General features: G+C 65.4%; 22 protein-coding genes and 3 other RNA genes. 6 read left to right on the forward strand and 19 right to left on the reverse strand.

Features of this window, described 5'->3' with window-relative positions; translation table 11 throughout:
- The first annotated feature begins 345 nt into the window (after positions 1-345).
- The 3 genes from ABQU90_RS15940 (at position 346) to ABQU90_RS15950 (ending at position 1,607) form a co-directional block, all read left to right on the forward strand.
- A complete protein-coding gene (locus tag ABQU90_RS15940) occupies positions 346-1,137 on the forward strand; it encodes a GH12 family glycosyl hydrolase domain-containing protein (protein WP_238151853.1) in 792 nt (263 codons plus the stop codon).
- Positions 1,138-1,392: 255 nt separating this feature from the next.
- A non-coding RNA gene (locus tag ABQU90_RS15945) (sX9 sRNA) lies at positions 1,393-1,468 on the forward strand.
- A gap of 66 nt (positions 1,469-1,534) precedes the next feature.
- A non-coding RNA gene (locus ABQU90_RS15950) (sX9 sRNA) lies at positions 1,535-1,607 on the forward strand.
- A gap of 4 nt (positions 1,608-1,611) precedes the next feature.
- Here the strand turns inward: ABQU90_RS15950 and ABQU90_RS15955 are convergent.
- Positions 1,612-3,213 (reverse strand): rhamnogalacturonan lyase B N-terminal domain-containing protein, encoded by a 1,602-nt coding sequence (locus tag ABQU90_RS15955; protein ID WP_323522432.1) that lies wholly within the window; start codon positions 3,211-3,213, stop codon positions 1,612-1,614.
- A gap of 73 nt (positions 3,214-3,286) precedes the next feature.
- Here ABQU90_RS15955 and ABQU90_RS15960 point away from each other — a divergent pair.
- Positions 3,287-3,363: non-coding RNA, sX9 sRNA (locus tag ABQU90_RS15960), on the forward strand.
- 204 nt (positions 3,364-3,567) lie between these two features.
- Here ABQU90_RS15960 and ABQU90_RS15965 read toward each other — a convergent pair.
- The 6 genes from ABQU90_RS15965 to ABQU90_RS15990 form a co-directional block, all read right to left on the reverse strand.
- Entirely contained in the window at positions 3,568-3,909 is a 342-nt protein-coding gene (locus tag ABQU90_RS15965; RefSeq protein WP_323514825.1) for a PH domain-containing protein, read from the reverse strand.
- 22 nt (positions 3,910-3,931) lie between these two features.
- Complete coding sequence (locus ABQU90_RS15970) at positions 3,932-4,687, reverse strand: hypothetical protein (protein ID WP_323522431.1); 756 nt, start codon at positions 4,685-4,687, stop codon at positions 3,932-3,934.
- Between the two features lie 35 nt (positions 4,688-4,722).
- On the reverse strand, positions 4,723-5,142 hold the full coding sequence (locus tag ABQU90_RS15975) for a ribosomal maturation YjgA family protein (protein WP_323522430.1): 420 nt from the start codon (positions 5,140-5,142) through the stop codon (positions 4,723-4,725).
- On the reverse strand, positions 5,139-5,720 hold the full coding sequence (locus tag ABQU90_RS15980) for a hypothetical protein (RefSeq protein ID WP_323522429.1): 582 nt from the start codon (positions 5,718-5,720) through the stop codon (positions 5,139-5,141). Before ABQU90_RS15980 ends, ABQU90_RS15975 begins: the two co-directional genes overlap by 4 nt.
- 269 nt (positions 5,721-5,989) lie before the next feature.
- Positions 5,990-7,270 (reverse strand): amidohydrolase family protein, encoded by a 1,281-nt coding sequence (locus ABQU90_RS15985; protein WP_115554587.1) that lies wholly within the window; start codon positions 7,268-7,270, stop codon positions 5,990-5,992.
- Complete coding sequence (locus tag ABQU90_RS15990; RefSeq protein ID WP_115554586.1) at positions 7,267-8,664, reverse strand: amidohydrolase; 1,398 nt, start codon at positions 8,662-8,664, stop codon at positions 7,267-7,269. The genes ABQU90_RS15985 and ABQU90_RS15990 overlap by 4 nt, the downstream gene beginning before the upstream one ends.
- 140 nt (positions 8,665-8,804) lie before the next feature.
- On the opposite strand from ABQU90_RS15990, the gene ABQU90_RS15995 reads away from it, so the two are divergent.
- Positions 8,805-9,365: a DUF924 family protein gene (locus tag ABQU90_RS15995; protein WP_055848284.1), complete on the forward strand. Its 561-nt coding sequence runs from the start codon at positions 8,805-8,807 to the stop codon at positions 9,363-9,365.
- A 97-nt stretch (positions 9,366-9,462) separates the two neighbouring features.
- On the opposite strand, the gene ABQU90_RS16000 is transcribed toward ABQU90_RS15995, so the two are convergent.
- Both ABQU90_RS16000 and grxD read right to left on the reverse strand, forming a co-directional pair.
- Positions 9,463-10,332, reverse strand: a complete 870-nt coding sequence (locus tag ABQU90_RS16000; RefSeq protein WP_323522428.1) for a hypothetical protein — start codon at positions 10,330-10,332, stop codon at positions 9,463-9,465.
- A gap of 98 nt (positions 10,333-10,430) precedes the next feature.
- Positions 10,431-11,357, reverse strand: a complete 927-nt coding sequence (gene grxD / locus ABQU90_RS16005; RefSeq protein ID WP_055848291.1) for a Grx4 family monothiol glutaredoxin — start codon at positions 11,355-11,357, stop codon at positions 10,431-10,433.
- A gap of 60 nt (positions 11,358-11,417) precedes the next feature.
- Here grxD and ABQU90_RS16010 point away from each other — a divergent pair, with 60 nt between their 5' ends.
- Positions 11,418-12,233, forward strand: a complete 816-nt coding sequence (locus tag ABQU90_RS16010) for a polysaccharide deacetylase family protein (protein WP_115528897.1) — start codon at positions 11,418-11,420, stop codon at positions 12,231-12,233.
- A gap of 153 nt (positions 12,234-12,386) precedes the next feature.
- Here the strand turns inward: ABQU90_RS16010 and ABQU90_RS16015 are convergent, their stop codons facing one another.
- From ABQU90_RS16015 to ABQU90_RS16060, 10 genes are read right to left on the reverse strand one after another with little or no spacing between them, the layout of a single operon-like run.
- Complete coding sequence (locus ABQU90_RS16015; RefSeq protein WP_323522427.1) at positions 12,387-13,895, reverse strand: hypothetical protein; 1,509 nt, start codon at positions 13,893-13,895, stop codon at positions 12,387-12,389.
- A gap of 16 nt (positions 13,896-13,911) precedes the next feature.
- Positions 13,912-14,757, reverse strand: coding sequence for a hypothetical protein (locus ABQU90_RS16020; RefSeq protein ID WP_323522426.1), 846 nt, complete (start codon positions 14,755-14,757; stop codon positions 13,912-13,914).
- Positions 14,758-14,768: 11 nt separating this feature from the next.
- Complete coding sequence (locus ABQU90_RS16025; protein WP_323522425.1) at positions 14,769-15,998, reverse strand: hypothetical protein; 1,230 nt, start codon at positions 15,996-15,998, stop codon at positions 14,769-14,771.
- A gap of 18 nt (positions 15,999-16,016) precedes the next feature.
- On the reverse strand, positions 16,017-17,324 hold the full coding sequence (locus tag ABQU90_RS16030) for a hypothetical protein (RefSeq protein WP_323522424.1): 1,308 nt from the start codon (positions 17,322-17,324) through the stop codon (positions 16,017-16,019).
- Between the two features lie 51 nt (positions 17,325-17,375).
- Complete coding sequence (locus ABQU90_RS16035; protein ID WP_055848303.1) at positions 17,376-18,428, reverse strand: hypothetical protein; 1,053 nt, start codon at positions 18,426-18,428, stop codon at positions 17,376-17,378.
- A gap of 11 nt (positions 18,429-18,439) precedes the next feature.
- Entirely contained in the window at positions 18,440-20,344 is a 1,905-nt protein-coding gene (locus tag ABQU90_RS16040) for a hypothetical protein (protein ID WP_153066888.1), read from the reverse strand.
- 28 nt (positions 20,345-20,372) lie between these two features.
- A complete protein-coding gene (locus tag ABQU90_RS16045; RefSeq protein ID WP_323522423.1) occupies positions 20,373-21,812 on the reverse strand; it encodes a S8 family peptidase in 1,440 nt (479 codons plus the stop codon).
- Positions 21,809-22,588: a hypothetical protein gene (locus tag ABQU90_RS16050; RefSeq protein WP_115513864.1), complete on the reverse strand. Its 780-nt coding sequence runs from the start codon at positions 22,586-22,588 to the stop codon at positions 21,809-21,811. Before ABQU90_RS16050 ends, ABQU90_RS16045 begins: the two co-directional genes overlap by 4 nt.
- Positions 22,585-22,824 (reverse strand): hypothetical protein, encoded by a 240-nt coding sequence (locus tag ABQU90_RS16055; RefSeq protein ID WP_323522422.1) that lies wholly within the window; start codon positions 22,822-22,824, stop codon positions 22,585-22,587. Before ABQU90_RS16055 ends, ABQU90_RS16050 begins: the two co-directional genes overlap by 4 nt.
- A complete protein-coding gene (locus ABQU90_RS16060; protein ID WP_323522421.1) occupies positions 22,824-23,804 on the reverse strand; it encodes a hypothetical protein in 981 nt (326 codons plus the stop codon). Before ABQU90_RS16060 ends, ABQU90_RS16055 begins: the two co-directional genes overlap by 1 nt.
- Positions 23,805-23,806: the final 2 nt, after the last annotated feature.

Here is a 23,806-nt window from a genome sequence, read left to right on the forward strand (position 1 = left end):
GAGCGGCGCATGGACCGTCAGCGACGCGGTCGGTCCATGCGCGGTGTGTCGTTGACGATATGCACCGCCGCCCGCGCGCTGCTACCTGCACTGCTACTGGGTTCAGTCGCATCGCAACAATGACGTGGTCGTCTGTGCGGCGCATGCAACGCATGTGCCGCGCATCGGATGAGGCCACGGTGATCGGTCTGCAGGGATGTCCATGTCCGCGCCCCGTCAGTGCGCGGGCATCCGGTACGGCGTGAAGGCGTCGTTGCGCCGGATGCATCCACGGTCATCGCCCACCCGCTGGCGTGTTGCCAGCGGGCGAGCGTGGCCCGCCTATCCATCATCGGAGTTCACCTCATGCACGTGCACGAACGTTTCCGTTTGCCCTTGCGTCGCGGCTTACTGCTGCACGCCACCACGCTGGCCTTGGTATTGGTTGCCTCCAGCGCCAGCGCCGCGACCGGCGAGACCAAGGTCTACGGCACGCAATACGCTTACAACAATAATTTCAACGACAGCAACAACAACATCAAGGCGACATTCGGGTCTGGCAGCACGCCCAGCCTGACGGTCTCCTACAACTTGCCCAGTGGGCAGTTGTACGGTTATCCGGCCATCTGCCGCGGTTGGCATTACACGATGAACCCGGCCACCGACAGCTATTTCCCGCATCAGGTCTCGAAGGTCGGCAGCCTGAGCGGCACGCTGGCCTTCACCACCAAGGGCAGCGGGCAGACCGGCGACTTTGCCTACGATCTGTTTTTCCGCAAGGACACCAGCAAGGGCAATCCGCAGCTGGAAGTGATGATCTGGGGCGCCAACAATTCGTACCCGCTGGGCACGTTGACCGCGTCCAATGCATTCACCTCTGGCGGCGTGACCTACGATCTGTGGGAAGGCAATAACTCGGCCGCCGGCTACTACGTCTACACCTTCATCCCACATGGCAGCGCCGGCAACAGCAACGCGCTTCCGGCCAAGGGCAACCTCAATGTGGACGTCAAGGCGTTTTTGACCAGGTTGCAAACGCTACGCGGTGGCGATGGTCGCTACAGCAGCGAGCTGTATCTGCAGGTGGTGGAAGGCGGTTTCGAGGTGACCGGCGGGATGGGGACAGTCTCGCTGACCGGCTCGATTGCGGCCAAGTAACTGCGACCACTCTCCATCGACGCGATGTGGCGATGACGTAGTCGATGCATGCGTCGCGCAACGTGGCGTATGTGTGTGCGCCACCTGATGCGGCGCCTCAAAAGATGACACCAACAGCTTGAGTCATGGTCACCACTGCACGTGCGTGTGTGCAGTGGTGGTCATGTAGGTGCTTCCAGGCCGCAAGCGATTTAGAGCCGCTAACAAACCGACAATGCTCACCGCCAGGCAGGCGCGGCCGGTGCTCGGTGCGGCATGTGCCATGCGTGCACTCCGGTTATGAGCGCGCCGTCCACATCCACCTGACGACTACTCTCTGCGTTTTGTAGCCAGTCTTAGAACAACTAAAAACGACAGTACTCACCGCCAGGCATGCACGGCCGGTACTCGGTGCGGCATGTACTCAGCGTCCACTCCGGTTCTGGGCGTGCCTTACCCACCTGACGACTGCTCGCTACGTTTTGTTGGCCGCTCCTAGAGCGCCACTAACTGGATGCTGTCGAACACCACCGCAGGGCTGAGGAAGCCGTTGTCCGGCGATCCCGATGCAAGCCCGATCTCGATGCGGTTGCTGCCGGCCTGCAGCGCCGACGCGGGGATATCCACCTCATACAGCGTGTTGTTGCCGCGCGTGGTGCCACGGGTGATGCCGCGCGTCTTTGGTTGGTTGGGTGCGGCAGGAAGCGGGCCATTCCAGCGTGCGTTGACGGCGATCTGCGGGCGCGCGCCGACCTGCGCCAGCGGCACGAAAATACGCAGGCGATAGCTGCGGAGTTCATTGGAGGCCAAGGTGAAGTCGATGCGGCTGGGCGTGTTGATGCTGCGCCACTGCACAGCCGGAAAGCTTCCCACGCTGCTCGACCCGACGGTGTAAGTGACCGGTGTCCAGCGCATGCGCGTGTCGGAAGGGTGCGCGCGCGGCAATAACTCGGCATGGCGAAATCCGGCTGGCGTGCCGTCGAGCACACCGATCTGCCACTTCACCGTGCCCGGCAACGCCACTGCCTGCAAGGCCGCTTGCGCGGTGGCATTGGCGAATACTTCGACATCGCGTTGCGCCACTTCCAGTTCGCCTTGATACAGCGTCATGCGATAGCGGCCCGGCCGCACGCCGGCAATCTGGTAATCGCCGCTGCCGTTTGCAGTGGCCCAGTATTGCGCCTGCTCGTTGCGCAGGCCGATCACGGCCGGCTGGCCGGACAGCACGCCGCTGACCCGCCCGCTCACTGCACCACGCCCGCTGCCGGCCAGATAGCCGCTCAATCCCAGCGTTGCGTCGACAAAGTCGGTGCTCAGCTGCGCACTGCTCGGTGCGCCGCCATCGGTAAACAACAGGCCGTACACACCCTGCAGGCCGCCGCGAAATGCTTCGGTCTGGGTATGGTCGGAATACATGTAGTTGTAGAGCTCATGCGTTACGCGGGTTTTCTGTGTGGCGATGTCCTTGAAGAACGGACCACCAGCACTGCGCTCGCGGTTGCCCATCAGCATGAACACTGCAACGCCCGAGCCGCTGACGCCATGCACCTGGTCGTCGATCATGCGGCGCGCCGAATAGAACTTGGAGCTGGTGCGTCCGTCCGGCAGCAAAAACACGTCTTCGCCTTCGATCACGGTGCCGACATTGGAGTCGGGTTCCTGCTGCGCGGTGGGCAGCTTGGCGACGTTCAAGCGCGCGATGAAGCGCAGCTCGCCCACCGGCAGCAACGTCGGCGCATAGGTGGCCATATAGATCGCATTACGGCCCTTGCGTGCGATGTAGTACTGGGTCAGATCGCCGGCCTTGGCCGACACCACGATCGCCCCGCCCACGACGCGTGCCTCCACGTTGGCGCTGCCCAGTCCCGAGGCGATATGCGAGCCCTTCGATTCGGTGGTCTGCAGCTCGTTGTCGCGGTAGCGCATCGACACGATGTCGCCGTTGTTGGCGTTGACCGAAAACACCAGCTCGGCGCCGGTGTCCACCACCACGCGGTCGCCGCTGCGGGTGAATCCGAAGGCGGCCATGGCAGGCGCGCTAACGCTGCCGTACAGACACAGCGCGCATGCCAGCGTGCGCAGGGTGGAGTGGCGCATGTTCAGTTCCTTAGAGCAGCTAATAAACCTACGGTGCAATCGCCAGGCAGGTGCGGCCGGCGCTCGGAGCGTCATGTACCACTCGAATGCTCCGGTTCTGAGTGCGCCGTGCACACCGACCTGACGATTGCTCGCTACGTTGTGTTAGCCGCGTTTAGTTGAGGGGAGGACGTGGCCGTGATGCCGATGCGCGATGCTAGGCGGGCTGGACCTTGGCTGCGACCGTCGAAGATGCAGAGCGTGCGCCCGGTTCAAACTTCAGCAATGAATCTAAGTACGGGTCACGCTTGTACTGCGACCTGGAGACGGCGCGTTGCTGCATGACCGCGATGGCTGCGTTTGGTCGCAGCTGTTTCAGGGCTGCTCGGCTTGGCTCAGCGCATCACGTGCGTTGGCGATGGCGTCAATCCATTGGTCGCGTTTGCCAATCACAAACCGGTGCTCGTCGCCGTTGTCCACCTGCACCGCCAGCGACGTCGGTGCCACCGGCAGCAGCCCGAACAGCCGGGTCCAGCGCGGTTGCAGCGACACGATCTGGCTCAGCGGAACAGTGAGCGAACGCGTTTGCACATTGAGCGCGTGCGGCTGGAACAACAGCGCGTTGGCGGTGAGGATCAGGCGTCCGCCCACTGCCTCTATCCCGCGCTGCAGATTGGCTGGTGCCTGGCGCAATACCACGCGCTGGATCGAGCGCAAGCCGCCGCCTTCAAACATCATGTCACTGGGAGGGGTCGGCGGCATCGCAAGCACGGCGCGGCTGCCAATCCCATGCACCTTGCGCGTTAGCCAGACGGACCTGCCAGCGCTGGGTGTCGTCGCTCAGACAGGTTGCCGTGGCCTGCAGTTGCGTGCCGAACCACTGCGGTGCGCTCAGTTCGGCGATACCGGTGGTGGCATCCTGGCTGAGCAGCATGCTGGTGGTTGAGATCAGCGTGCGCTTGTTGAAATCCAGGACGCGCCACTGCTCGCCGTCCATGCCGTCGACTTGTACAACGGCCAGATAGCGGCTGCGGTCCGGCGAAATCACCACCTGGGTACCGCCGGGGAGCTGCTTGCCGCTGCGGGTGTCGATCAACACGCCGGCAAAGCTGTCGCCATCACGGTGATGCAGCAACACGTAGGCATCGCGGCGATCGCAATAGCGGTACTCGGCGCCATCCAGCGGCTCATCGTAGGGTGGGCTGTCGTCGAACAGCTGCGTGCCCGCATCGGTTTTCACTTCCAACCGATGCGCCCCCACGCGCCGCACGCGATCGCCGGCGCCTGCGGCAATGGCGGCGGTTTCCTGCGCTGCATCGTCCAGATCTTCGCAGTGCAGCGTCAGTGCTGTGCGGGCAGGCGTCGTGGCGGCAGCAGCGATCGCCCCGGCACTCGAGGGCGGTGCAGGCGTTGTATCGCGTCCACATGCGCCCAGCGCAATTACGGTGGCAAGGGCGGCGCAACGGGTGATGGTCGAAACCAGAGGGGTAGGCATGGCAGTCCAGGGCGAACGGGATCAATCAACCAGCATCAATCAGTTAGGGACGCTGCAGGCATTGCGCGTCGTCGAGGTCGCAACAGCGCATCGCAGCCAAAGGACATCACGCCGCCGATGGCATACATCAGCACGTCGTGCAGCGTTGCGGTGTTACCGAGCGCGATGTAGGTCGCACTGCCTGGGCGCAGGCCGAGCCGGTCGGCCAGATGAATGGCCTGCAATCCTTCGATCGCGCAACCGATGCCCACGGCCAGGAGGCAGGCCCATCCGGGCGGGCAGCCAAACACGCCGCGCAGGCCGCAGTAGACCAGTGCCACGGCGAGTACATCGCCCAGGCTGCCGCGCACCCACGCACCGCCGATCCATCCGGCAGCGATCGCCACTTCGATCAGGAATAGCGCCACGGCCACCAACACGTAGCCCGCACGCGCGCGGATTGACAGGTCGCTCATGGCGTCTTTGCGGCCGGCCGCTGACGGCCCATGGTGAAGGAACTGACGAGCGGAATGCGGATGCCGCGCTGGCGGTCGTTGACGGTGACCTGCACCTGCCAGCGGCCGGGCGGGTCGCTGGCCTCCGCACGCACGCCCAGGCTGACCTGCGCCAGATAGACATGGCGCGGATCGCCCTCGATCTGTGTCTGCAGACACGGCGCATCGACGGTGTTTTGCTCGGCATGCCCGGTGGGGTCGATGACGCGGATGCTGCACACCACATCGGCGTGCCGTTGCGCATCCAGCCCCGGGTTGGACAGGAAAATCAGCACGAACAGCGTGTCGCCGGTGGCGACGTGGTCGACCTCGTTGAAGTGCGGAGCGGTGTCGCTGGGCGTGTTCCACTTCTGCTGCCAGTCCGCATCCGAGGTCAGTAGCAGGCTGGCGCCCATGTCCTGCACGGTCTTGCGGCTGGGCGATTCTGCAACCGCTTCGCCCTGCGCGTTGATCCATCCCGATTGCGCCATGCCCGAGAGCGGCATCAAGCCCAGGGAGGCAGCGATGATGGATGGCATCAGGCGGCGCGGCAGGCGCATCGGCAGTCCTTGCAAATGGTGCCGGCACGCTGCCGGCGAGGGTGGATGCGCGGGCCGACGCATGCGCGGGCCTGCGCTGGCGAAACCATTGCGATACACGACACGCATCCACACAGGCGGCACGCACGTGGGGCAGTGAAATGTGCAGCAAGTGATCCCCAGTTGAGCGTGGCCGGCGCAGAAGAATCGCAGTGTACGAGGCGTCCATGTCGATTCCGAGCACCGGCCGCGCGCACCTAGCGGCCGCCCAGTTGGTGTGTTCGCTGGTCTTATTTCAAATACGCACGCGGTAGCGGTCCAGCCTGCTGCATGTAGCGGTCGCGCAGTTCGGTCTGACGCGAGCGCATCGGCATCTCGCGCCCGCCCAGCCACACCTGCTCGGCGTAATGCGCCACATCCAGCGGGTCGCCGTCCCAGAGCACCAGATCGGCCTGCTTGCCCACTGCAATGCTGCCGATACGATCGGCCACGCCGAAGATCTCCGCGGGCACGCGGGTCAGCCCGGCCAGCCCGGATTCCCACGGCAAGCCATTGGCTACCGCATTGCCGGCCAGCTGACGCAGCTTGCGTGCGTTGTGCGAGGCATCGCCGCTCTGGGTAAAGCTGACCTCCACACCGGCGGCGCGCAGACGCGCGGCGTTTTCCAGCGTGGCGCCGATCTGATCGAAGGTCGATGGCAGATCCGCCAAGGCGTTCACCAACACCGGCACCTTGGCCTGCGCCAGTTGCGGCGCCAGCTTCCAGGCTTCGGCACCACCGGCGATGGCGATGCGGACCTTCTCGCGCTGCGCCCAGCGCAACAACTGCCGGATGTCGGCGGCGCGTTCCACTTGCACCACGATGCGGCCTTGCCCGGCCAGATACTTGGCCAGCACGCTGCGGCCCATCGGGGTCAGCAAGGCATGTGGCGAATCCGCCGGCACGCGGCCGCGCGCTTCGGCCACCAGCTGATCGAGCAGCATCCATTGCGCTGCACGCGAGCTGCCGGTGAGATCGGATGCTGCCGCGCCAATACGGATGAACAACGCATGCGGGCCGACCGGGTCCGGGCTGCCGTCCAGTCGCACGATGCCGCCCTGGCCGGCGATGAAGGCGCCGCTGGTGGTGGCGCCGAGCGCGGTGAAGCCGATGCCTTCCACGCGCGCCACCGGCACCAGCACCGAGTCGGGGTTGTAGGCCAGGGTGACGTCGAACTCGGGGCGCATCGGTTGCTCGGCCAGCTTGAGGCCGCTGTCCACGGTGCTGTCTTCGCCGGACACTTCTTCGATACCGATCTCGGTGATGCCGCCGAACAAGGCCGGTGTCAGCGGACGTCCCTTGGCATCGACCACGCGGCCATCGGCAGGCGCGGCGAGGTTGCTGCCGATCGCGCGGATCACGCCGTTTTGCACCAGCACATCGGTGTGTTGCAGCGTGCCCTGCGCGGTGGCGGTGTGCACGGTGGCATCGCGGATCAGCACCTGCTGTGCGACGGCAGGCAGTGCCAGCGCGGCCATGACCAGCGCGCTCAACGCGCGCAGACGCGGGCGTGCGAACCAGGCGCGGCTCATCGTGCCACCTCCTGGCCCAGCATGAAGTCCGACACCGGCTGCAGGGCGCGGTTATGCCGGTCGTAGACCTGCGCGCCGTCGATATACACCTGTTCGGCCAACGCATAGGAGCTGAAGGGATTGCCGTTCCACACCACCACATCGCCCATCTTGCCCGGCTCCAGCGCACCGGTCTGTTGCTCGATCCCGAGCGCCTTGGCGGCGTTGCTGGTGAGCCAGCGGATGGCGCGTTCGGGCGCAATCTCGGTGCCGCTGCGGCGTGCGTTGGCGATCACCTTGGCGGCCTCCTGGTTCAAGCGCTGGATGCCTTCTTCCGAATCCGAATGCACGATGGCGCAGCTATTGGCCGGGCGGTCGACCATGGCGATGTTTTCCTGGATGCCGTCGAAGGCTTCCATCTTGAAGCCCCACCAATCGGCCCACAGCGCGCCGCAGACGTTTTCCTGCGCCAGCCGGTCGGCCAGCTTGTAGGCCTCCACGCCGTGGTGGAAGGCGGCGATGTGGAAGCCGAATTCCTTGGACAGGTCGAGCATGGTCGCCATTTCGTCGGCGCGGTAGCAATGGATGTGCACGCGGATATCGCCGTTGATGGCGCCGGCCAGCGTGTCGAGTTTGAGGTCGCGCTTGCCGCCGGCATCGCCGCTGCTGTCGTTGTCGCCGCCGCTGCTCCACCAGTGGCGCTTCTTGGCAGTCTTTTTCGGTGCGTTCTTCTGCAGATATTCGGCCGCATCGATGAACGCGGCGCGGTAGCCGGCCACATTGCCCATGCGCGTGGCGGGGCCGCCCTTTTCGCCGTAGACGCGCTTGGGGTTTTCGCCGCAGGCCATCTTCAGGCCCCACGGCGCGCCGGGAAATTTCATGCCCTGGTAGGTAGTGGAAGCCACGTTCTTGAGCGTGACGCCGCGCCCGCCGATCAGATTGGCCGAGCCCGGCAGGATCTGCAGCGAGGTGATGCCGCCAGCCAGCGCAGTGCCGAAGCCCGGGTCCTGCGGCCAGATCGAATGCTCGGCCCACACGTTCGGGGTGACCGGTGCGGTCATCTCGTTGCCATCGCTATGCGCGCTGACGCCGGGGCTGGGATACACGCCCAGATGCGAGTGCACGTCGATGATACCGGGGGTGACCCACTTGCCGGTGCCATCGATGCGGCGCGCGTCGGCGGGCGCTTCGAGTGCGCGGCCTACCGCGGCCACCTTGCCGTCGCGCAGCAGCACGTCGGCATCGTCCAGCCGCTGCCCGGTGCCGGTCAGTACCGTGGCGTGCTGGATCAGCACCGGACCGGACGCGAGCGCATGGTAGGTGCTGGGGTATGGGTCTTGCACAAACCGCGATGCCGCAGACGCAGGCCCGCACAGCAGCGCCGCGCCAAGGGCGGCGAACAGAATGGAACGCATGGATTTCCCCGGTGAAACGAAAGCGTAGGCCGCAAACCTAGCCGCCAGCGCCGTACTTGCCAAGTGCTGGAGGTCGGGGAGCGGTGGCCTCATCACATGCGCACGTGCATGCTGTGCCGTATTCGTCAGGGGGAACGTCGATGATTGCCAAAACAGAGCGCAACAAACAGGCCGATGTGGTGCTGGCCTTCTGGGAACTGGCCGGCTCCGCGCGCTGGTTCACGCATAACGATGCGTTCGATGCCAACTTTCGCCAGCACTTCAGCGAGCAGCATTTTGCCGCCGCCCGCGGCGACTACGCGGACTGGATGGCGCGTGCCGAAGACGCACTGGCGCTGTTGATTCTGCTGGATCAATTCCCGCGCAATGCGTTCCGGGGCAGTGCGCACGCCTACGCTACCGACGGGCTGGCGTTGCGTTACGCCAAGCAGGCGCTCGAGCAGGGGTTCGATCAACAGGTCTCGGCGCAATTACGGCTGTTTTTCTATCTGCCGTTCGGGCACGCAGAGGATCTGCAGGAGCAGGCGCGCGCCATGCAACTGACCGCTGCACTGGACGATGCGGAGGCCACGCGCTGGGCGGCGGAGCATCAGCAGATCATCCAGCGCTTTGGCCGCTTTCCGCACCGCAATACGGTGCTGGGACGCGAGACCACCGCCGAAGAGCAGCAGTTTCTCGATGACGGTGGATTTGCCGGTTGAGCACCGGCGTGGCCTGTCCACGCCAAGTCCGTTGAGCCCGAATCTGCGCCCCCTGCGCGATGCCGCAACCGGCATCGCGCAGATGGCAGCAAACCGATCAGCAGCCGCCCGGCAATCCTTCCGAGCGCCAGCCGGTGCCTTCGCCGAGCAGCAGATAGAAGCCGTAGCTTTCGTAGCCGCTTTCCGACAGTACGAAGTCGAGCGTGCCATTGCCGTCGATATCGCCGAACTGCAGCAGGTGCGTGCGCAGTGGCAGGTCTTCGCAATCGTCGCAGCCACTGGCTGCGCTGCCGCGGCGGAACTGCCAGTGGTTGCCGTCGTGTTCGAAGATCGCCAGCACGACGAGCACGCCGGTCGGGTTGTCCGGGTTGCCGGTCTTGGTCGGGTGGTTGGAGGTGAGCACCGCCACGCGCCGCTGCGGCTGCTGTGCATCGGTCACGATCTGCAGTGACGCCGTGTCCTGCGCACGGTCCGCAGCGAAGGCCGCCAGCGCTTTGGACAATTCCGCCGGCTTGACGGTCTTGCGCAACTGCGCGGTGTCGCCGACCTGACGCAGCAACTCGGTCTGTTCGGCAGCGGTGGCGGCGCGGCCGGCGAAACGCTTGCCCGGATTCAGATCCACTGTCGACAACAGCGGCGAGTGCGACAGCGCGGGGTTGCCCTTCAAGCGCAGTTTCGAGGTGCCGCCGCACATGCTGTTGTCGTCCACGGTCAGTGCAGCAAGCCGCACGTTGGCGGTGGAGACACCGTTATCGAAGGCCTGCAGCGGCTGACTCAGCAGCGACTTGGGCATGGTGGAGTCTTTGGCCACGGTCTTGCCCAGCCACACCGGAATGTATTCCAGCGGATCCTCGGACGGCTGGCTGTCGTAGGTCTGTACCAGCAGCACAGCGCGCGCGGGTTCGGCGGCCTGTGCGGCCAGCGGCAACAGGGCGGCCAGGGCGAGCGTTATCAGAGAGGGTTGCATTGCGGTGGGGTCCTTGTGGGTGTCGATCCATGAAAAAACGGACGCTCCAAGGAGCGCCCGTTTCGGTATGCAGTGGTGCGTGGCGTGCCTGGCCGCGCTCAGTATTTCGCCACGCCGTTGTCCACCTCGTCCGACCAGGCGTCGATGCCGCCGGTGACGTTGTAGACGTTGCTGAAGCCCAGGCCGCGGAAATGCTCGGCCGCCTGCAGGCTGCGCCCGCCGCGATGGCACAGGAACGCCAGCGGGGTGTCCTTGGGCAGTTGCTCGATCGCCAGGCGCTCGTGCGCATCCAGGGTGCGGAACGGTGCATTGACCGTCGCCAGGGCACGTTCGTCGGCCGGACGGACATCCACCAGGGTCAGGCTGCCGGCCTTGAGGCGGTCGTCGGCATCGCGCACCGACAGCTCCTGCACCGGCTTGGGCGCGTTGGGATTGTCGATGGCCAGGCCGCGGCCACGGATGTCGTCCACCCAGTCGATGGTGATGCCGTCGGCGCGGCGCGCGCTGGCCAGGTCGAACTGCACGCGCAGGCCGTTGGATTCGGCCGCGATGGCGTTCGGGTTGGTCGGCGCCAGCTGGAAGTTCGGCTGGAAATTCGCATCGATGGCCAGCGTCAGCGACGCATCCGGGGCATCGGCCAGCGCGCCCTTGAGCATGTCCACCGCGGCCGGGGTGATGGTGATCTTCGGCGGGCTGCGATCCGGCGCCTGCAGGCCGAGCATCGTGCTCAGCTCGCCGCTGTCGGCCATCTGCAAAATGATGTCGCTGCCGCCGATCAGCTCGCCATCCACGTACAGCTGCGGAATGGTGGGCCAGTCGCCGTACGCCTTGATGCCCTCGCGGATCTCCTGGTCGGCCAGCACGTTGACGTGGGCATAGTCGATGCCCAGTCCGTCCAGCACGCCGATTGCCTTGGCCGAAAAACCGCACTGCGGCATGCTGGGCTGGCCTTTCATGAAGAGCACCACGCGGCTGGATTGCAGCAGCGTATCGATACGGGAACGCAGGGCGGGATCGAGGGACATGGCAGCACTTCGGTGAGAGCGTGGAGACTGGGCATTCTACGCCGCGTGGCATCATGCGGCATGACCACGCCGGAAACGCTGTATCGCATCCCCTCCCACCCCTACCGCTGGGTGGGCTTGTTTGCCCTCTCGCAGGTGGCGGTGGCGGTGCTGTGGTGGCATCTGGGCTGGGCCTGGGGCCTGCCTGCGCTGCTGCTGTCGCATGCGGTATTCGTGGTGCCGGTCTTCCTGCCGCGCGCACGCTTGTACGCGCCGGTGGTGGCGCGGCTGCCCGGTCACGCGCCGCAGGTCTGGCTGACCATCGACGATGGCCCGTCCGACGACACCCCGGCCATTCTCGAATTGCTCGATGCCTACGATGCCAAGGCCACCTTCTTTGTGGTCGGTGCGCGTGCCGAGCAGCGGCCGGAGCTGGTGCGCGAGATCGTGCGCCGCGGGCACGGCATCGGCAACCACAGCCATACCCATCCGCAGGCCTGGTTCTGGGCGTTGGGGCCGCGCCGTATGGCGCAGGAAATCGGCCTGGCGCAGCGCACCCTGGCCAGTATCACCGGGCAGGCGCCACGGCTGTACCGCTCGGTGGTCGGCATGACCAACCCCTTCGTCGCCTCGCCGCTGCGTGCGCACGGGCTGACCCGCGTGGCCTGGAGCGCGCGCGGCTTCGACGGCGTGCGCTGCGAACCGGACGCCACTGTTGCGCGGATCGTGCGCGACCTGCGCCCCGGCGCGATCGTGCTGCTGCACGAAGGCGCCGCGCACGGCCATAACCTGACCATCCTGCGTGGCGTGCTGGAGGCGATGCGGGTGCGTGGGCTGGTGGGAATCGTGCCGATGGCCAGGGCGTCGAGCAGTTGCAACGACTCTCACAGTTCCTAGCTGAGCGACATCCTGAGATTCAGTGATGGCGGTGACGATGGCCTGCCTTCGCGCAAGGGTGCGGTGGTGCGGCGCTTTTGCGGGGCGCTGCTGTTGATGCGATGGCGTTGAACCGGATCAAGCATGGCGTAGCCTCATCTGCATGGGGCTGGATCAGGCCCTGGGTGCCGCTGCTGCTGGAGCCGGGCGCGTCGCCGCTGCGGGAGGCGTGGTTGTGCTGGACGCGGGTGTGGGCGACTGGCGACCGGCCGGCATGCCGCTCGCTGCGCTTGCTCCGGTGGGTGCACGACTACCGTCTGCCCTGGCTGCTGCAGCACTCGGCGCAGCCGCTGCAGGGCTGCGTGGGGCGGCCGCAGACGGTGCTGTCGGTGCGGTAGGTGGCGGGCGCGCCGCCGCAGGTGCGGGTGTGGCGTTGGTCGGCGACGGGTTTGCCGGGCGTGGCGCGGTGCTGCCGGCGATTGCGGTGTCCATGCCGCTGCGCCGTTCGCGCTCGCCGGTGAGCTGCGCCTGCAGGCGCGCAGTACGCGCCGCACTGGGGTCGGGGATGTCCGCAGAGGGATTCAAGGTGGCGCTGCGAATGCGATCCGCCTGCGCTTGCGCGGCCATCTGGTTGAGCGGCAGATAATCGCTGTGGAAGTTCAGTTCCACCGAAGAACTCAGATCCAGATCGGTATTCATTTCTTCGGTGCGCTGCGAGCGCTGGGTGGAGACATAGCCGATGTTGTTCTCGATCTCCGCACTCGCGCCCCACGCACCCATCCCGAATTTCCCCGAGGCCTTGACGCGGTTCTGCATGCTGAACTGGCTGCCGCGGTCTTCATTGGCGGCACTGCGCGTATCGATATGAAAACGCATCGCGGCATTGATGCGACCGCTGTCCACCACGATGCGCTGCATGCCCATCGCCACCATCGTGGCCAGCATCTGTTGGCGCTGGCGGGCCAGGTAACGGCGTGCCAGTGGAACCAGCTGCTCCGGGTTGGAGGCGTCCACCGATTCGTCGTCGGCCAGACCCAGCGTTGCGCGGATGTCGTCAGCCACCGGCATGCTGGCGCCAGAACGCAGGCGGAGCCGCTGTTGGTCCTGTTCGTCCGGGTCGGGCATGTCGGCTGGATCCGGTGCGTCGTATTCGATCGCTTCGGGAAAATGCTCTGCCACCCACTGGCGAACCTGCGCGAGACCGAATTGGGTGCGCTCGAAACCGCTGGCCGACGCCGAAACGGCGCCCAGCAGTTCGACGTATTGCTGCATTTGCTGGGCGTTGGAGTCGAGCATCGCGCGAAACACGCCGTTGATCAGATCGGTGACAAAGCGTGGAAACGACACCGCGTTGAGCACGCCGCGCGTGGTGTCGGCAATCCGCTGCGCAGCGTCGCCAAATGCGGGTTGCTGCTCTTGCGCGCGCGCCAATACCGCCGGCGCGGTCCGAGCGATCTGTTGATCTGCGGCATGTTCCTCGGCAAGCAGATCGGCTGCCAATGCCGACACGGTCACCATGGAGCGTGCCAGCGCCTGACGGTCGTGCGGTGTCAGTGCCTGGTAGTGAGGCGCGCGTTCGAGCACCTCGCGCACGGCAGCGCGAACCCAGGGCTGTGGCGCATGCCCTGGCGGCATGCTCGATGCGGTGAGCGAGGTCGGCGGCAGGATGCGGGCGGCAGGCATGACGGGGCCTCCAGGCCTAGGCCGCCGGCTGCCGAAGCGACAGCAACCAGCGCTGCGCAGCGGCCATCACTGCGCCATCTTCGGCGCGTGCGGCCTCCAGACCGAGCGGCATGGCCAGGTCCTGTGCGGCCAGCCATGCCAGCACCTGCTGGCCGTTGCGCCCCTGCTCGGCGAAGGCCTGTGAGTGCGCAGTGCCGGGATTGGCCACGCCGATCAACATCCACAGCGACTGCACGCCGAAGGCCAGTTGCAGTTGGCGGTCGCGCAGCATGCCCAACGCAGCGTTGAGATTGTCCACGATCTCGCGCGCGGCCATCGCCGCCATCGCATCGGCACGCTGCGACAGAAACTCGCCCATCGCCTGCGCGGTGGCGGCCAGGGCGACGTCTTCGCGCATGTCGCGGCCATCTGCCTCGGCGACGATCGCAGTGCATAACGCCTGCATCAGACGATCGAAATGCGGTTGTTCGAAAACGCGCTGGAAGATCGCATTGCGCTCGGCCGCGCTGAGTCGTTCGCGGCGGCTGCGCCAGAACGTGGCAAGCGATTGCGTGCCAGGCCCGAGCGGTTGGGTGATCGCGCCGCTGGCAAACAGCGCGGCGATTTGCTCGGCAGCGGGCAAAACGCCAGCCTGTTCCAGCGCAGCGGCAAAATACAGTGGTGCAACTGCCAGCAGGCGCGGGCGATCCTGCGCATCCGGTGCGCCGGGCGGCAGGTCGATCTCGCCCAGTTCGGCCAATGTGCGGGCCATCGCCGCGTCGTGCACCCCCACGTTTGCCTGTGCCAAGGCCAGCGCCTGCAGCAAGGTCGCGTAGGGATGCGGCCAGGCTGCAGCGATGCGGGGTGCAGAGGGCGGGCGCATGCGGCGATTCCTCAGACGGCCGGTGCGGCGGCCGGACGACCAGCGGCCGGTGGCGGATTCGGGTTGAACGGTGTGGCATTGCCCTGGATGCTGGCGATCATGCCGGGCGAGGCCAGTTTTTCCATCGGGAAGTAATCGGATTTGAAGTTCACCCGCACCTCGCCGGTCAGTTTTGCTTTCATCTCCTGATCCGAGGACGACTCTTCGTTGACCGAGGATTGCACCGTGGTCATGTGCCGCTGCACATTGGTGTTGACGGTGCCGGCAGCCCCCCAGCCCAGGTTGATGCCGGCGCCGGACTTGCGGCGGTTGTAGCTGGATTGCGTGTCGTACAACGAAGCGCCCGCGGTGCGCTGCGCAGAGTCGGAGGCACGGAAGTCGAACACCACCTTGGCATTGATCGCGCCATCGGTCACCACGATGCGGTTGATGCCCATGATCACCATCGACGAGAGCAGCTGTTGGCGGCTGCGTGCCATCTGCAACCGCGCGCCTTGCACCAGGCGTGTTTCCTGCTCCGGGTCGGACAGGTCGGTGATGGGCTGGGCCAGCTGCATGTCGTCCTTCATCTGCGCCAGTACGGCGCCGGCCTGATCTTCGTCGCGCACGCCCACGCGCGGGCCGGCATCGCCATCGGTCTCGATGGTCAGCGCCTCCGGAAAGCGTTCCACCAGCCAGTCGCGCGCATTGTTCATGCTGATGTTGTCGGTAGCGAATTGATCCACCGTCTGCGCCACCGATTTGAGCAATTCGCCGTAGGCATTCATCTGCTGGATGGAGGCATCGACGATGGCCTGGAACACGTTCTGGATCAACCCGCCGACGAAGGCAGGAAAATCCACCGAGCCGATGTACTTCTTGAAGTTGTCGCCGCCTTGTTCCACCGAGGCGGCAGTGAAGTCGCTACCGGCAAACGTACCGATCTTGTCGGATGCCTTGTTCTTGGCCTGGCCAACGGGGTCGGCGAGTGCGCGCGCGCTTGGCGGCGTGTCGCGCGCAAGGATGCCCCCATCGGTGGACAGCTCCTGTTTTGCCAGTCCGTCGGGGTTGGACATGTAGGACGCAACGCGCACCATATTGCGTGCCATTTCCTGCTGCTCGGCCACTGGCAACTGGCGGAAGCCAGGCGAGGATTCCAGCAGGCGTCGCACCTGCGGCCGCACGGCCGCCAGGGTGTCGTCATCGAGCCAGGCGGGGTGACCGGAGGTCGCACTGAAACTGTCTGTGGCAAGTGCATGCATGGCAGTGGTGATCCCAGGTCATGCCGCAGGTGGAGCGGAGGGCGCAGCAGCGGTGTTACTGCCAGGGCGGTTGGTGGCCAACGATTTCACCATGCCCGGTTGCGCATTCATCTGGATCGCCGCAATCGACTCGGGATTGGCCAGTTTTTCCAGCGGCAGGTAATCGCTCTTGAAGTTCACCTCGACTTGTCCTGCCAGGCTTGCCTTGGCTTGCAGCGAAGAATCGCTCTGCAATTGCGAGGTGCTCATCATCTTGATGATGGGTTGCTCGTTGTACTTGTAGCTGCCCTTGGCGTAGTAGCTGCCATCGCGCTTGTCGCTGGAGCCGTCGGCACTCTGGCTAGAGGTGCCGCCATCGCTCTTGTAGTCGTAATCGCCTTCGTAACCGCGCGTTTTCTGCACGTTGCCGAATATATCCTTCTGGTGGTCCATCTTGCTGGCACTGTAGCGATAGCGGCTGTCGTCGCGCGCCTGGAAGTCGTACAGCACCTTGGCCGAGATGCGCCCGTCGGTGACCACGATGCGGTTGATGCCCAGCATCACCAGCGTGGCCAGCAACTGCTGGCGGCCGGTGGCGATCTGGGTACGTGCAGCGGGCACCAATACCGCTTCGACCAGATCGTCATTGAGCGTGGTGACCGGTTTGTCCAGCGGCAGCGATTGATTGACGCGTGCGATGGCGGCGCGTTCGTCGACATCCTGGCGCATCACCACGCGCGGTTGCGGTGGCGCACCGGTGTCGCTGCTGCCACCGAAATCGCCGAATGCATCGTCTCCCATCTGCAGCTGAAAGATGTCCGGAAACTGTTCCACCAGATGATCGCGGCCCTGATTCTGGGTGGTGTTGTCGTCGCGAAATTGATTCAGACTTTTGGACACGTCGGCGACCAACTTGGCATACGCCTCCATCTGCTCGATCGACGAGGTGACGATGGAGTGGAACACGCCATTGATCAGCCCCGAGACGAAGGTGGGGAAATTGACCGCTGCCATCAGTGCGCCGGCCTGCTGTACGCCGGTCTTCAGGGCCTGTCCGAACTCTGGCTGTTCTTCCTGTTTCAGTGGCGTGGAATCTTCGCCAGCCATCGCGCGCACGGGCGCGCTCTGCTGTTTCAGGCGTACGCCATCAGGTTCGGCGAGATAGGCGCCGATCTGCACCAGCCCCTTCGCCAACACTGCGCGCTTGTCGGCAGGCAGCTCATGAAACGCGTCGCTGCGTTCCAGCAACTGACGTACGGCCAGGCGTGCGGCGTCGTGTGTTTCGCGGTTGCCAGGCGGTGTGGCCGTGCGCGCGCTGGATCCGGCTGCGGGAAAAATGGCACTCATGGCAACTCCTGCACGACAGGGGGGCGATGGAAGGGCGATAGGTGATGCGACTCATTGCAGGGCGCGCGCGTCTTCGATGGCTTCGCGCATTTCGAACTCGATCGGTCGTACGTACAGGCTGATGCGTGCCGGCGAATTCGGCGTCACCCGGATACTGAGCACGGAGAAATGCCCTTGTTGCTCGGCATCGTCCATGCCGAAGGCATCCAGCCAGCGCGCCAACGCGGCGAGTTGCCGGGGGCGCTCGGCCAAACCCAGTTTGAGCAGATCCAGAAAACGCGCCGGCAGGTCCGGAATGGCAGCGAGCAGGACTTCCAGTTTCAACTCCGCACCATCGGGCGCATCGCGCAGGCCGATCAGTACACCACCGGCCGGCAGTTCGAACCGCCCACCCAGGGCGACACCGACCACGCGCATCAACCCCGGCAATTGATGGCCGATGCCAAGCCGGTTCATCAACGGGCCCAGTCCATTCACCGCCAATGCGCCGCGATGCAAGAACGTCACCCGCTGGCTGCCGGTATCGCGCTTGCAGCCGATCGAGGTGAAGATCGGCACCAGTCCGGGCAGTTCGTCGCAGGCCAGCTTGGTCAAGCGCGACAACGCGGGCGCCAAGGCATCGATCTGATTGGGCAGCAGCTCGTAGTAGATCTTGGTGGCGTAGAGCCCATCCTGATCGAACGCGCTACCGAACCAGGCGCCGTAGTTCATCCAGCTCAAGCCGCCGAAGCCGCGCCATGCTTCGCTGCGCCTGTCGAACCAGCGCAAGGCATCCTGGCCGAAGATCGGCGCGATCAACCTGCGTGCTTCGCGGGTGGCTTCATCGCGCCGTGCCACCGGCGAGGCCTCCGGGCCCAACGGTTCGATGGTGAAGCGCAGCAGGTTGGGTTCGGATTCTGAAAACGAGGGTTCGTAGGGCACCGCACCGGGTGTGAGCGAGTTGCGTGCGTACGACACATCGTCGTCGGGCAGGTAGAAGGTGCGGTCGATCAAGCCATCGACGTAGGGCAACGGGTCTCGGGTGCCCAGCGCCTTGGCCGCCGAACGCAGCGATTGACGGACCAGATGTTTGACCGCCTGCGGGCGATCGTCATGAGTGCGCATGCGCGTGCTCCTTACAGACCGGGCAGGCTGATGCCCGCCTGGTTGAGCAGATCGCGCGCGGCCTGCGGCATCTCGATCGGACGGCTGGTAATCACCGGCGATTCGGCTGGTTGTGCGTACTGCTCGACGCTGTTGTCCTGTACGCCGCCCACCGCAAGCCATTGTTCGCACGCCTGCAGCAGATCCCAATCGGTGGGATCGACGGTGGGTTGGTCGCTGCCGCGCAGCTGCGGGTTGGTGAGTGCGCTGATCGAAATGACTTCGCCATAGCGGCCTTCCAGGCGTTGTCGCGTATTGGCGATCCAGCGAATGATCACCGCACCGGCGCGGGCCTGGGTCCGGAAGCGGCTGGTATTGCGCGGGCCTCCCAGGTAATTGGCGTTGACCTGGTCGATCACCTGCCACATGTCGCGTGCGCCGAACGCGCCACGCACTTCCGGGTCGCTGAGCAGGTCGCGGTATTCCAGGATCATCTGCTGCAACTCGGTGGCAGCGAAGTAGGCGATGCCGTAGCCGCTGCGCGACAGGCTGGCGCCCAGATCGCGTGCGGCCTTGCGCACCTGCTCCTGCGAGACCGCCACCGGTACGTTGGTGCGCAGCATGCGGTCCACACTCAGTTGACGTCCGAACGAAGACACCGCCGACAGGAAGCGCAACCACAGCTCGTTGAACTCGCGATTGGGTTCGTTTCCGTTCGGGTCGCCACCAGGTGCGCCGAAGCAGCGCATGTACAGGTCGCGGCGCTCGCCTTCGGTGATGCGTTCGGCGGCCGTCTTGTAGTAACGGAACAGATAATCGCCGGCTTTGCCGCGTCCCAGCGGCAGCATGCCGCTGCGGAACAATTCGACGATGCGTTCCACCACCTGCGGCATCCGCGTCTCTTCCAGCATGTAGGCGAAGTAGATCGCCTGCACGGCGTTGAGATTCTCACGCACGATTTCCACATCGGTTGAATCTTCCAGATCGGGCAGGATGATTTCCATCGCCGACGGGGGCGCGCCGGCCACCACGCCGGTCTGCATCTCGTACCCGTTCTGCAGATGACTGGCCAGCCAGGCGTTATCGGCACCGATGCCGTTGCTGGCAAGGCGGCGCACGGTGGCGGCGAGATTGCGCGAACTCAAGGCGCAGACGGTGTCTTTTGCGGAAGGTCGGAAGTCGGTGTCGGTGCTGTAGCGGTCGCGTCGGTCTTCAGGATTGTCATCGGGCCACTCGCAACCGACGATATCCGCATCGATCAGCCCGGAGGCGATCTGCGACTGGATGGTGACCTGGTAACGCGGCACCAGCAGCTCGAAGGCGGCGTCGAACAAGGCGCGGTTTTCGCGGTACTCGCCTTGTGCGGCGCTGACGCGTTGCACGAATCCGCGCAGGCTGGCGTCGGTGTAACCATCGAGCTGCAGCAGCCCGCAGATGCCGATGATTTCGCGCTCGTCGCAGCCAAGCGGGCCGCGTAATTCCTTGGGCGAGCGTTGCGAGCCGATCAGGCCGTATTTGTGGACGTTTTCCGTCGCACAGGCAAGTTTGTTCCAGTCCTTCTGTTGCTGGGTCGCAGTCACCAGCTGGTAGAACGGATCGACCACCACGTCGCTGGACAGCTTGGTCTTGATCTGCGCCAGTTCGTCGAGTTGCCGCGGACTGAGCCCGCCGCTGGTGTCGGCAGTCTTGTCGATGGTCTGCAGCACCTGGCGGCGTGCACGCAGTTCCTGGCGCTTCTTGGTTTCGCGCTCGCCGAGATCGACCAGCAGGATGCGATTCATGGTGTTCACTCCGGGATCGGACGGTTTGGGTGAAGGAGATTTGCTGGAGGCGGTGCTGCTGGCCGCGGCCGCCTTGCTGCGACCGTTGGAGCGTGGTTTGGCTGCCGGGGCGACCGTCTTAGGGGTGGACTTCTTGGTAGTGCGCTGGGTCGCCATCGAACGTTCCTCGGCAGCGGGTGGGAGGTCAGGCCGCCACCGGCGCGGACGACGCCGGGACGGTGGGGGAATCGGCTGCGCTGTCTTCGTCGCGCAGTTGCAGGTCCAGATAGGCATCGAGCGCGCGGAGCGCGGCATGCGCATCGAGCACGCCGGCACCGCAGTCCGCGACGCCGGCACCGCCAAACGGGCGCGCGCTATCGCACAGCAACTGCCGGGCGGTTGCGCCATCCAGTGGCCAGGCGCGGCGTTGCGCGCGCGCTGCGAGCAAGCCGCACGCCGCCGCAACGAAGGGGGCGGCAAAGCTGGTACCCGAGGCGCTCTGGTAGCCGTCCAAGGCACAGGTGCGGATGTCGCGTCCCGGCGCGCACAGGGCAACGTGCGCACCGCGCGTGCTGAAGCTGGCGGGCACCAGGTGCGCATCGATACCGCCCACGGCGATCACGCCGTCGTGTGCAGCGGGATAAAAACGCTCATGCAGCCCGGAGTTGCCGCTGGCGGCCACCAGCACCACGCCACGTGCCAGCGCGTAGCGCACGGTCTCTTCGTGCGGTGCGGGCGCATCCGGCAGCAATGCCGATTCCGGCGTGCCGAAGCTCATGTTGATGACTTTCACGCCCAGATCGATCAGACGCTTCATGCCGGCATCGATGTTGTCCAGCGCACCAACGCCGACGCGGCGATCGCCAGCCTCCAGCGCGGCGCCCAGCACGCGCGCCGGGGTGAGCCCGCATGCGCCTGCGCCACCGGGGGCGATCTGGCGGCCGCTGGCCACCAGGATGCCGGCACAGCCGGTGCCATGGCCTACTTCGTCCTGCGGACGTTCGCCGGCACGGCGATAGTCGCCGACCAGCGACAACCCGCCGACCGTTGCCGGGTCCAGATCCACGCTGTCGAATCCTGCGCGCAAGTGTCCGGCCAGTTCGGGGTGCTGCAGCGCCACGCCGGTGTCGGCAAGGCCGATCAGCACCGCCGGATCGCCCGGTTCCAGTTGCAAGGCCTGCGGCAGACGAATGGCCTGTTGCGCCCAGCTCTCGTGTGCGGCCAGGTGCGCTGTCGGGCCCGCAAGCGTGCGCGGGGTGCTGCTCAGATAATCGGCACCGACCCGCTCTACGACCGGGATTTCGGCCAACGCCCGCAACAGCGCAGGCAGCCGGGCGCCATCGCGTAATTCCACCCGCAAGACCCGCGCGACACCACTCAGTTGTTCGATGGCATCGAAGCGCTGTGCGCCACTGCGGCGGCTTTGCTGGCGGCCCAGGCGCGCGCTATGCAGCCGCACCGCGCGGAAGGCATCGCCGTGGTGACGCAACAGCCGGTCGATCGGCCCGTGGTCCACCGCGTCGCTCATCGGTGTGCCGTAACCCTGCACCGCACGCAGCCCGGGCAGATGCTCGGGCACTTCGCCTAGTCGCAGCGTCAGCAGCAGGCGGCGTGGCAACAAGGCGGCATGATGTGAGACGGTCATGTCTGCGCACTCCATTGACCAAGACTGCCTGCGCGCAATGGCACGCAGGCGCTGCGCCCATCCTCGAAGTCCAGCTGCGCATCGCAGCCAAGTTGGCTGGCCAACGGTGCCAGCACCAGCTGTCCGTCATCGGCCGAGACGATGGGAATGTCGATTCCCGCCGCACGCACCAGCGGTAGCCTGCCGCTGCGCAGTCCCGGTGCGCTCAGGTGCACCCGCGTGCCGCTGTTGCCATCGCCATCGCTCGCCTGCACACGCGTCACACGCGGTGCGGCGGCACGTAGCAGCGCCTGTTGCAGGCGATTGACCGGCATCCGCGACAGCCGTGCGATGACATCGGCGCCCGCGGTTTCCTTGAGCTCGTTGAGCTGGGTAACGGTGCGCACGCCGATCCGTTCGAGCTGGCGTTGTTCCTCATCGGAGAACTGGTCGCCAAGCGCGGTCTTGAGACTGAATTCGGATTCGTCGGCGCGGAAATCTGCCGCGTTCTCTTCGATCATCGGTTTGGTGATCGTGGTCAACGCCAGCCGCACGGTACTGGCTTCGCTTTCGCCGGGACCCGCCGGGCGCAGATAGACATCGTCGTCGAGCATCTGCACGAACACGCGTAAGTCCAGCGTCACGTCTTTCACCGCAAAGGTCAGCGGCAATTTGCCAACACGTGCCTTGATCGTCATCGCGGCCTGCGCCTTGTCCAATTGCTCGGTCAATGCCTGGATGAACAGGTCCAATGGAACGCCGAGGGTTTGCAGCAACGGTGGCAGTTGCGCGCTCATGACTGTTCTCCCAGCTGCCAGGCCACATGCAGCAGCGACGGCGCAGCGTTCCAGTGATTGATGGCGAAGCTGCGCGGCACATCGGCCAGCAGGCGGCAACCACCGTCGCGCAGGATCGGGCGCAGCTCCAGCGGCAGGCGCATTTCCACATGCGTCAACTGCATGCCGGCGCGGTTTTCGATCGCCACCAGGCCAGCATGCAGTTCTTCCAGCAATCCGGACAGTTCGCGCAACATCACGCCGCTCCTTCAGCGGGCGATGGTGCCGCCGGCGCCGCCGCGGCGGGCGCGAGGTTACCGGCGGCAGCACGCATGGCGGGTGCGTTGCGTTGCACCAGCGCCACCTTGGCGGCATCTGCCAGGCGCTCCAGCGGCAATGTCTCGCTGACGAAATTGAGCTTGACCTCGCCGAACAGATCGGCGCGCACGTTCGATTCGTTCTGTGCATTGACCTGCAATGTCGACACCATGGTCGAGGTCTGCCCGGCATAACTGGAGGAGCCGCGTTCGCCCCAATTGTCTGCCTGCGCGGGATCACTGCCGGTGGCATAGCCGACCTTGGCCACATCTTGTGCAGCGGCGCGAAACATCACTTTGCTGCTGATGCTGCCATCGCGCACCACCACCCGGTTCATGCCCAGCAGCACCATCGTTGCCAGCAGTTGCTGACGTTCGCTGCCGACCTTCAACCGCACTTGCGGCAGCACGCGTTGTTCGAGCAATTCGGCGGTGAGTTCCTCGTCGGCCAGCCCATAGTCGGCCAGCCATAAGGGTTGGCTGCCAGTCGTGCGTGGCACCAGCTCCGGCACGGTGCGCGCGCCGCCATCGGGGAGCAGCAAGACGATATCGCCGGGATAGTGCGTGGCCAGCCAATCGCGCGCCTGATTGAGCGAGACGTTGTCCTCGGTGAACTGATCCACCGTCTTGGACACCGCGGCCACCATGCTGGAATAACTTTCCATCTGGCGGATCGAGGCATCCACGATGGCGTCGAACGTGCCGTGCACCAGTTGCGCGACAAAGCCCGGAAAATCCACCTCATTGACCATCGCACCGGTACGCCGCGCGATGGTCTCGGTCGCCTGAGGCTTGACCGTGGCCGTTGCCGTTGCTTCGCCAGCCGGCGGCGTTGCCGCGGTCGGTCCGGCCAGCGCACGCGCTGCCGCCGCAGTGGGGCGCTGCGGAAAGATCAGGTTGCGGTGGCCTGGAGCGCTCATGA

The sequence above is a fragment of the Xanthomonas sp. WHRI 10207 genome (genome assembly GCF_040202975.1).
GTDB lineage: Bacteria > Pseudomonadota > Gammaproteobacteria > Xanthomonadales > Xanthomonadaceae > Xanthomonas.

Excerpts from the sequence above, each read along its gene's own strand:
- ABQU90_RS16020 (WP_323522426.1), bottom strand. The coding sequence starts at position 14,757 with ATGCGCCCGCCCTCTGCACCCCGCATCGCTGCAGCCTGGCCGCATCCC.
- ABQU90_RS15975 (WP_323522430.1), bottom strand. The coding sequence starts at position 5,142 with ATGAGCGACCTGTCAATCCGCGCGCGTGCGGGCTACGTGTTGGTGGCC.
- ABQU90_RS16015 (WP_323522427.1), bottom strand. The coding sequence starts at position 13,895 with ATGCCTGCCGCCCGCATCCTGCCGCCGACCTCGCTCACCGCATCGAGC.
- ABQU90_RS15940 (WP_238151853.1), top strand. The coding sequence starts at position 346 with ATGCACGTGCACGAACGTTTCCGTTTGCCCTTGCGTCGCGGCTTACTG.
- ABQU90_RS16060 (WP_323522421.1), bottom strand. The coding sequence starts at position 23,804 with ATGAGCGCTCCAGGCCACCGCAACCTGATCTTTCCGCAGCGCCCCACT.
- ABQU90_RS16000 (WP_323522428.1), bottom strand. The coding sequence starts at position 10,332 with ATGCAACCCTCTCTGATAACGCTCGCCCTGGCCGCCCTGTTGCCGCTG.
- ABQU90_RS16040 (WP_153066888.1), bottom strand. The coding sequence starts at position 20,344 with ATGGCGACCCAGCGCACTACCAAGAAGTCCACCCCTAAGACGGTCGCC.
- ABQU90_RS15995 (WP_055848284.1), top strand. The coding sequence starts at position 8,805 with ATGATTGCCAAAACAGAGCGCAACAAACAGGCCGATGTGGTGCTGGCC.
- ABQU90_RS16010 (WP_115528897.1), top strand. The coding sequence starts at position 11,418 with ATGACCACGCCGGAAACGCTGTATCGCATCCCCTCCCACCCCTACCGC.
- ABQU90_RS15980 (WP_323522429.1), bottom strand. The coding sequence starts at position 5,720 with ATGCGCCTGCCGCGCCGCCTGATGCCATCCATCATCGCTGCCTCCCTG.
- ABQU90_RS16050 (WP_115513864.1), bottom strand. The coding sequence starts at position 22,588 with ATGAGCGCGCAACTGCCACCGTTGCTGCAAACCCTCGGCGTTCCATTG.
- ABQU90_RS16055 (WP_323522422.1), bottom strand. The coding sequence starts at position 22,824 with ATGTTGCGCGAACTGTCCGGATTGCTGGAAGAACTGCATGCTGGCCTG.
- ABQU90_RS16030 (WP_323522424.1), bottom strand. The coding sequence starts at position 17,324 with ATGAGTGCCATTTTTCCCGCAGCCGGATCCAGCGCGCGCACGGCCACA.
- grxD (WP_055848291.1), bottom strand. The coding sequence starts at position 11,357 with ATGTCCCTCGATCCCGCCCTGCGTTCCCGTATCGATACGCTGCTGCAA.
- ABQU90_RS15955 (WP_323522432.1), bottom strand. The coding sequence starts at position 3,213 with ATGCGCCACTCCACCCTGCGCACGCTGGCATGCGCGCTGTGTCTGTAC.
- ABQU90_RS16025 (WP_323522425.1), bottom strand. The coding sequence starts at position 15,998 with ATGCATGCACTTGCCACAGACAGTTTCAGTGCGACCTCCGGTCACCCC.
- ABQU90_RS16035 (WP_055848303.1), bottom strand. The coding sequence starts at position 18,428 with ATGCGCACTCATGACGATCGCCCGCAGGCGGTCAAACATCTGGTCCGT.
- ABQU90_RS16045 (WP_323522423.1), bottom strand. The coding sequence starts at position 21,812 with ATGACCGTCTCACATCATGCCGCCTTGTTGCCACGCCGCCTGCTGCTG.
- ABQU90_RS15990 (WP_115554586.1), bottom strand. The coding sequence starts at position 8,664 with ATGCGTTCCATTCTGTTCGCCGCCCTTGGCGCGGCGCTGCTGTGCGGG.
- ABQU90_RS15970 (WP_323522431.1), bottom strand. The coding sequence starts at position 4,687 with ATGCCTACCCCTCTGGTTTCGACCATCACCCGTTGCGCCGCCCTTGCC.
- ABQU90_RS15985 (WP_115554587.1), bottom strand. The coding sequence starts at position 7,270 with ATGAGCCGCGCCTGGTTCGCACGCCCGCGTCTGCGCGCGTTGAGCGCG.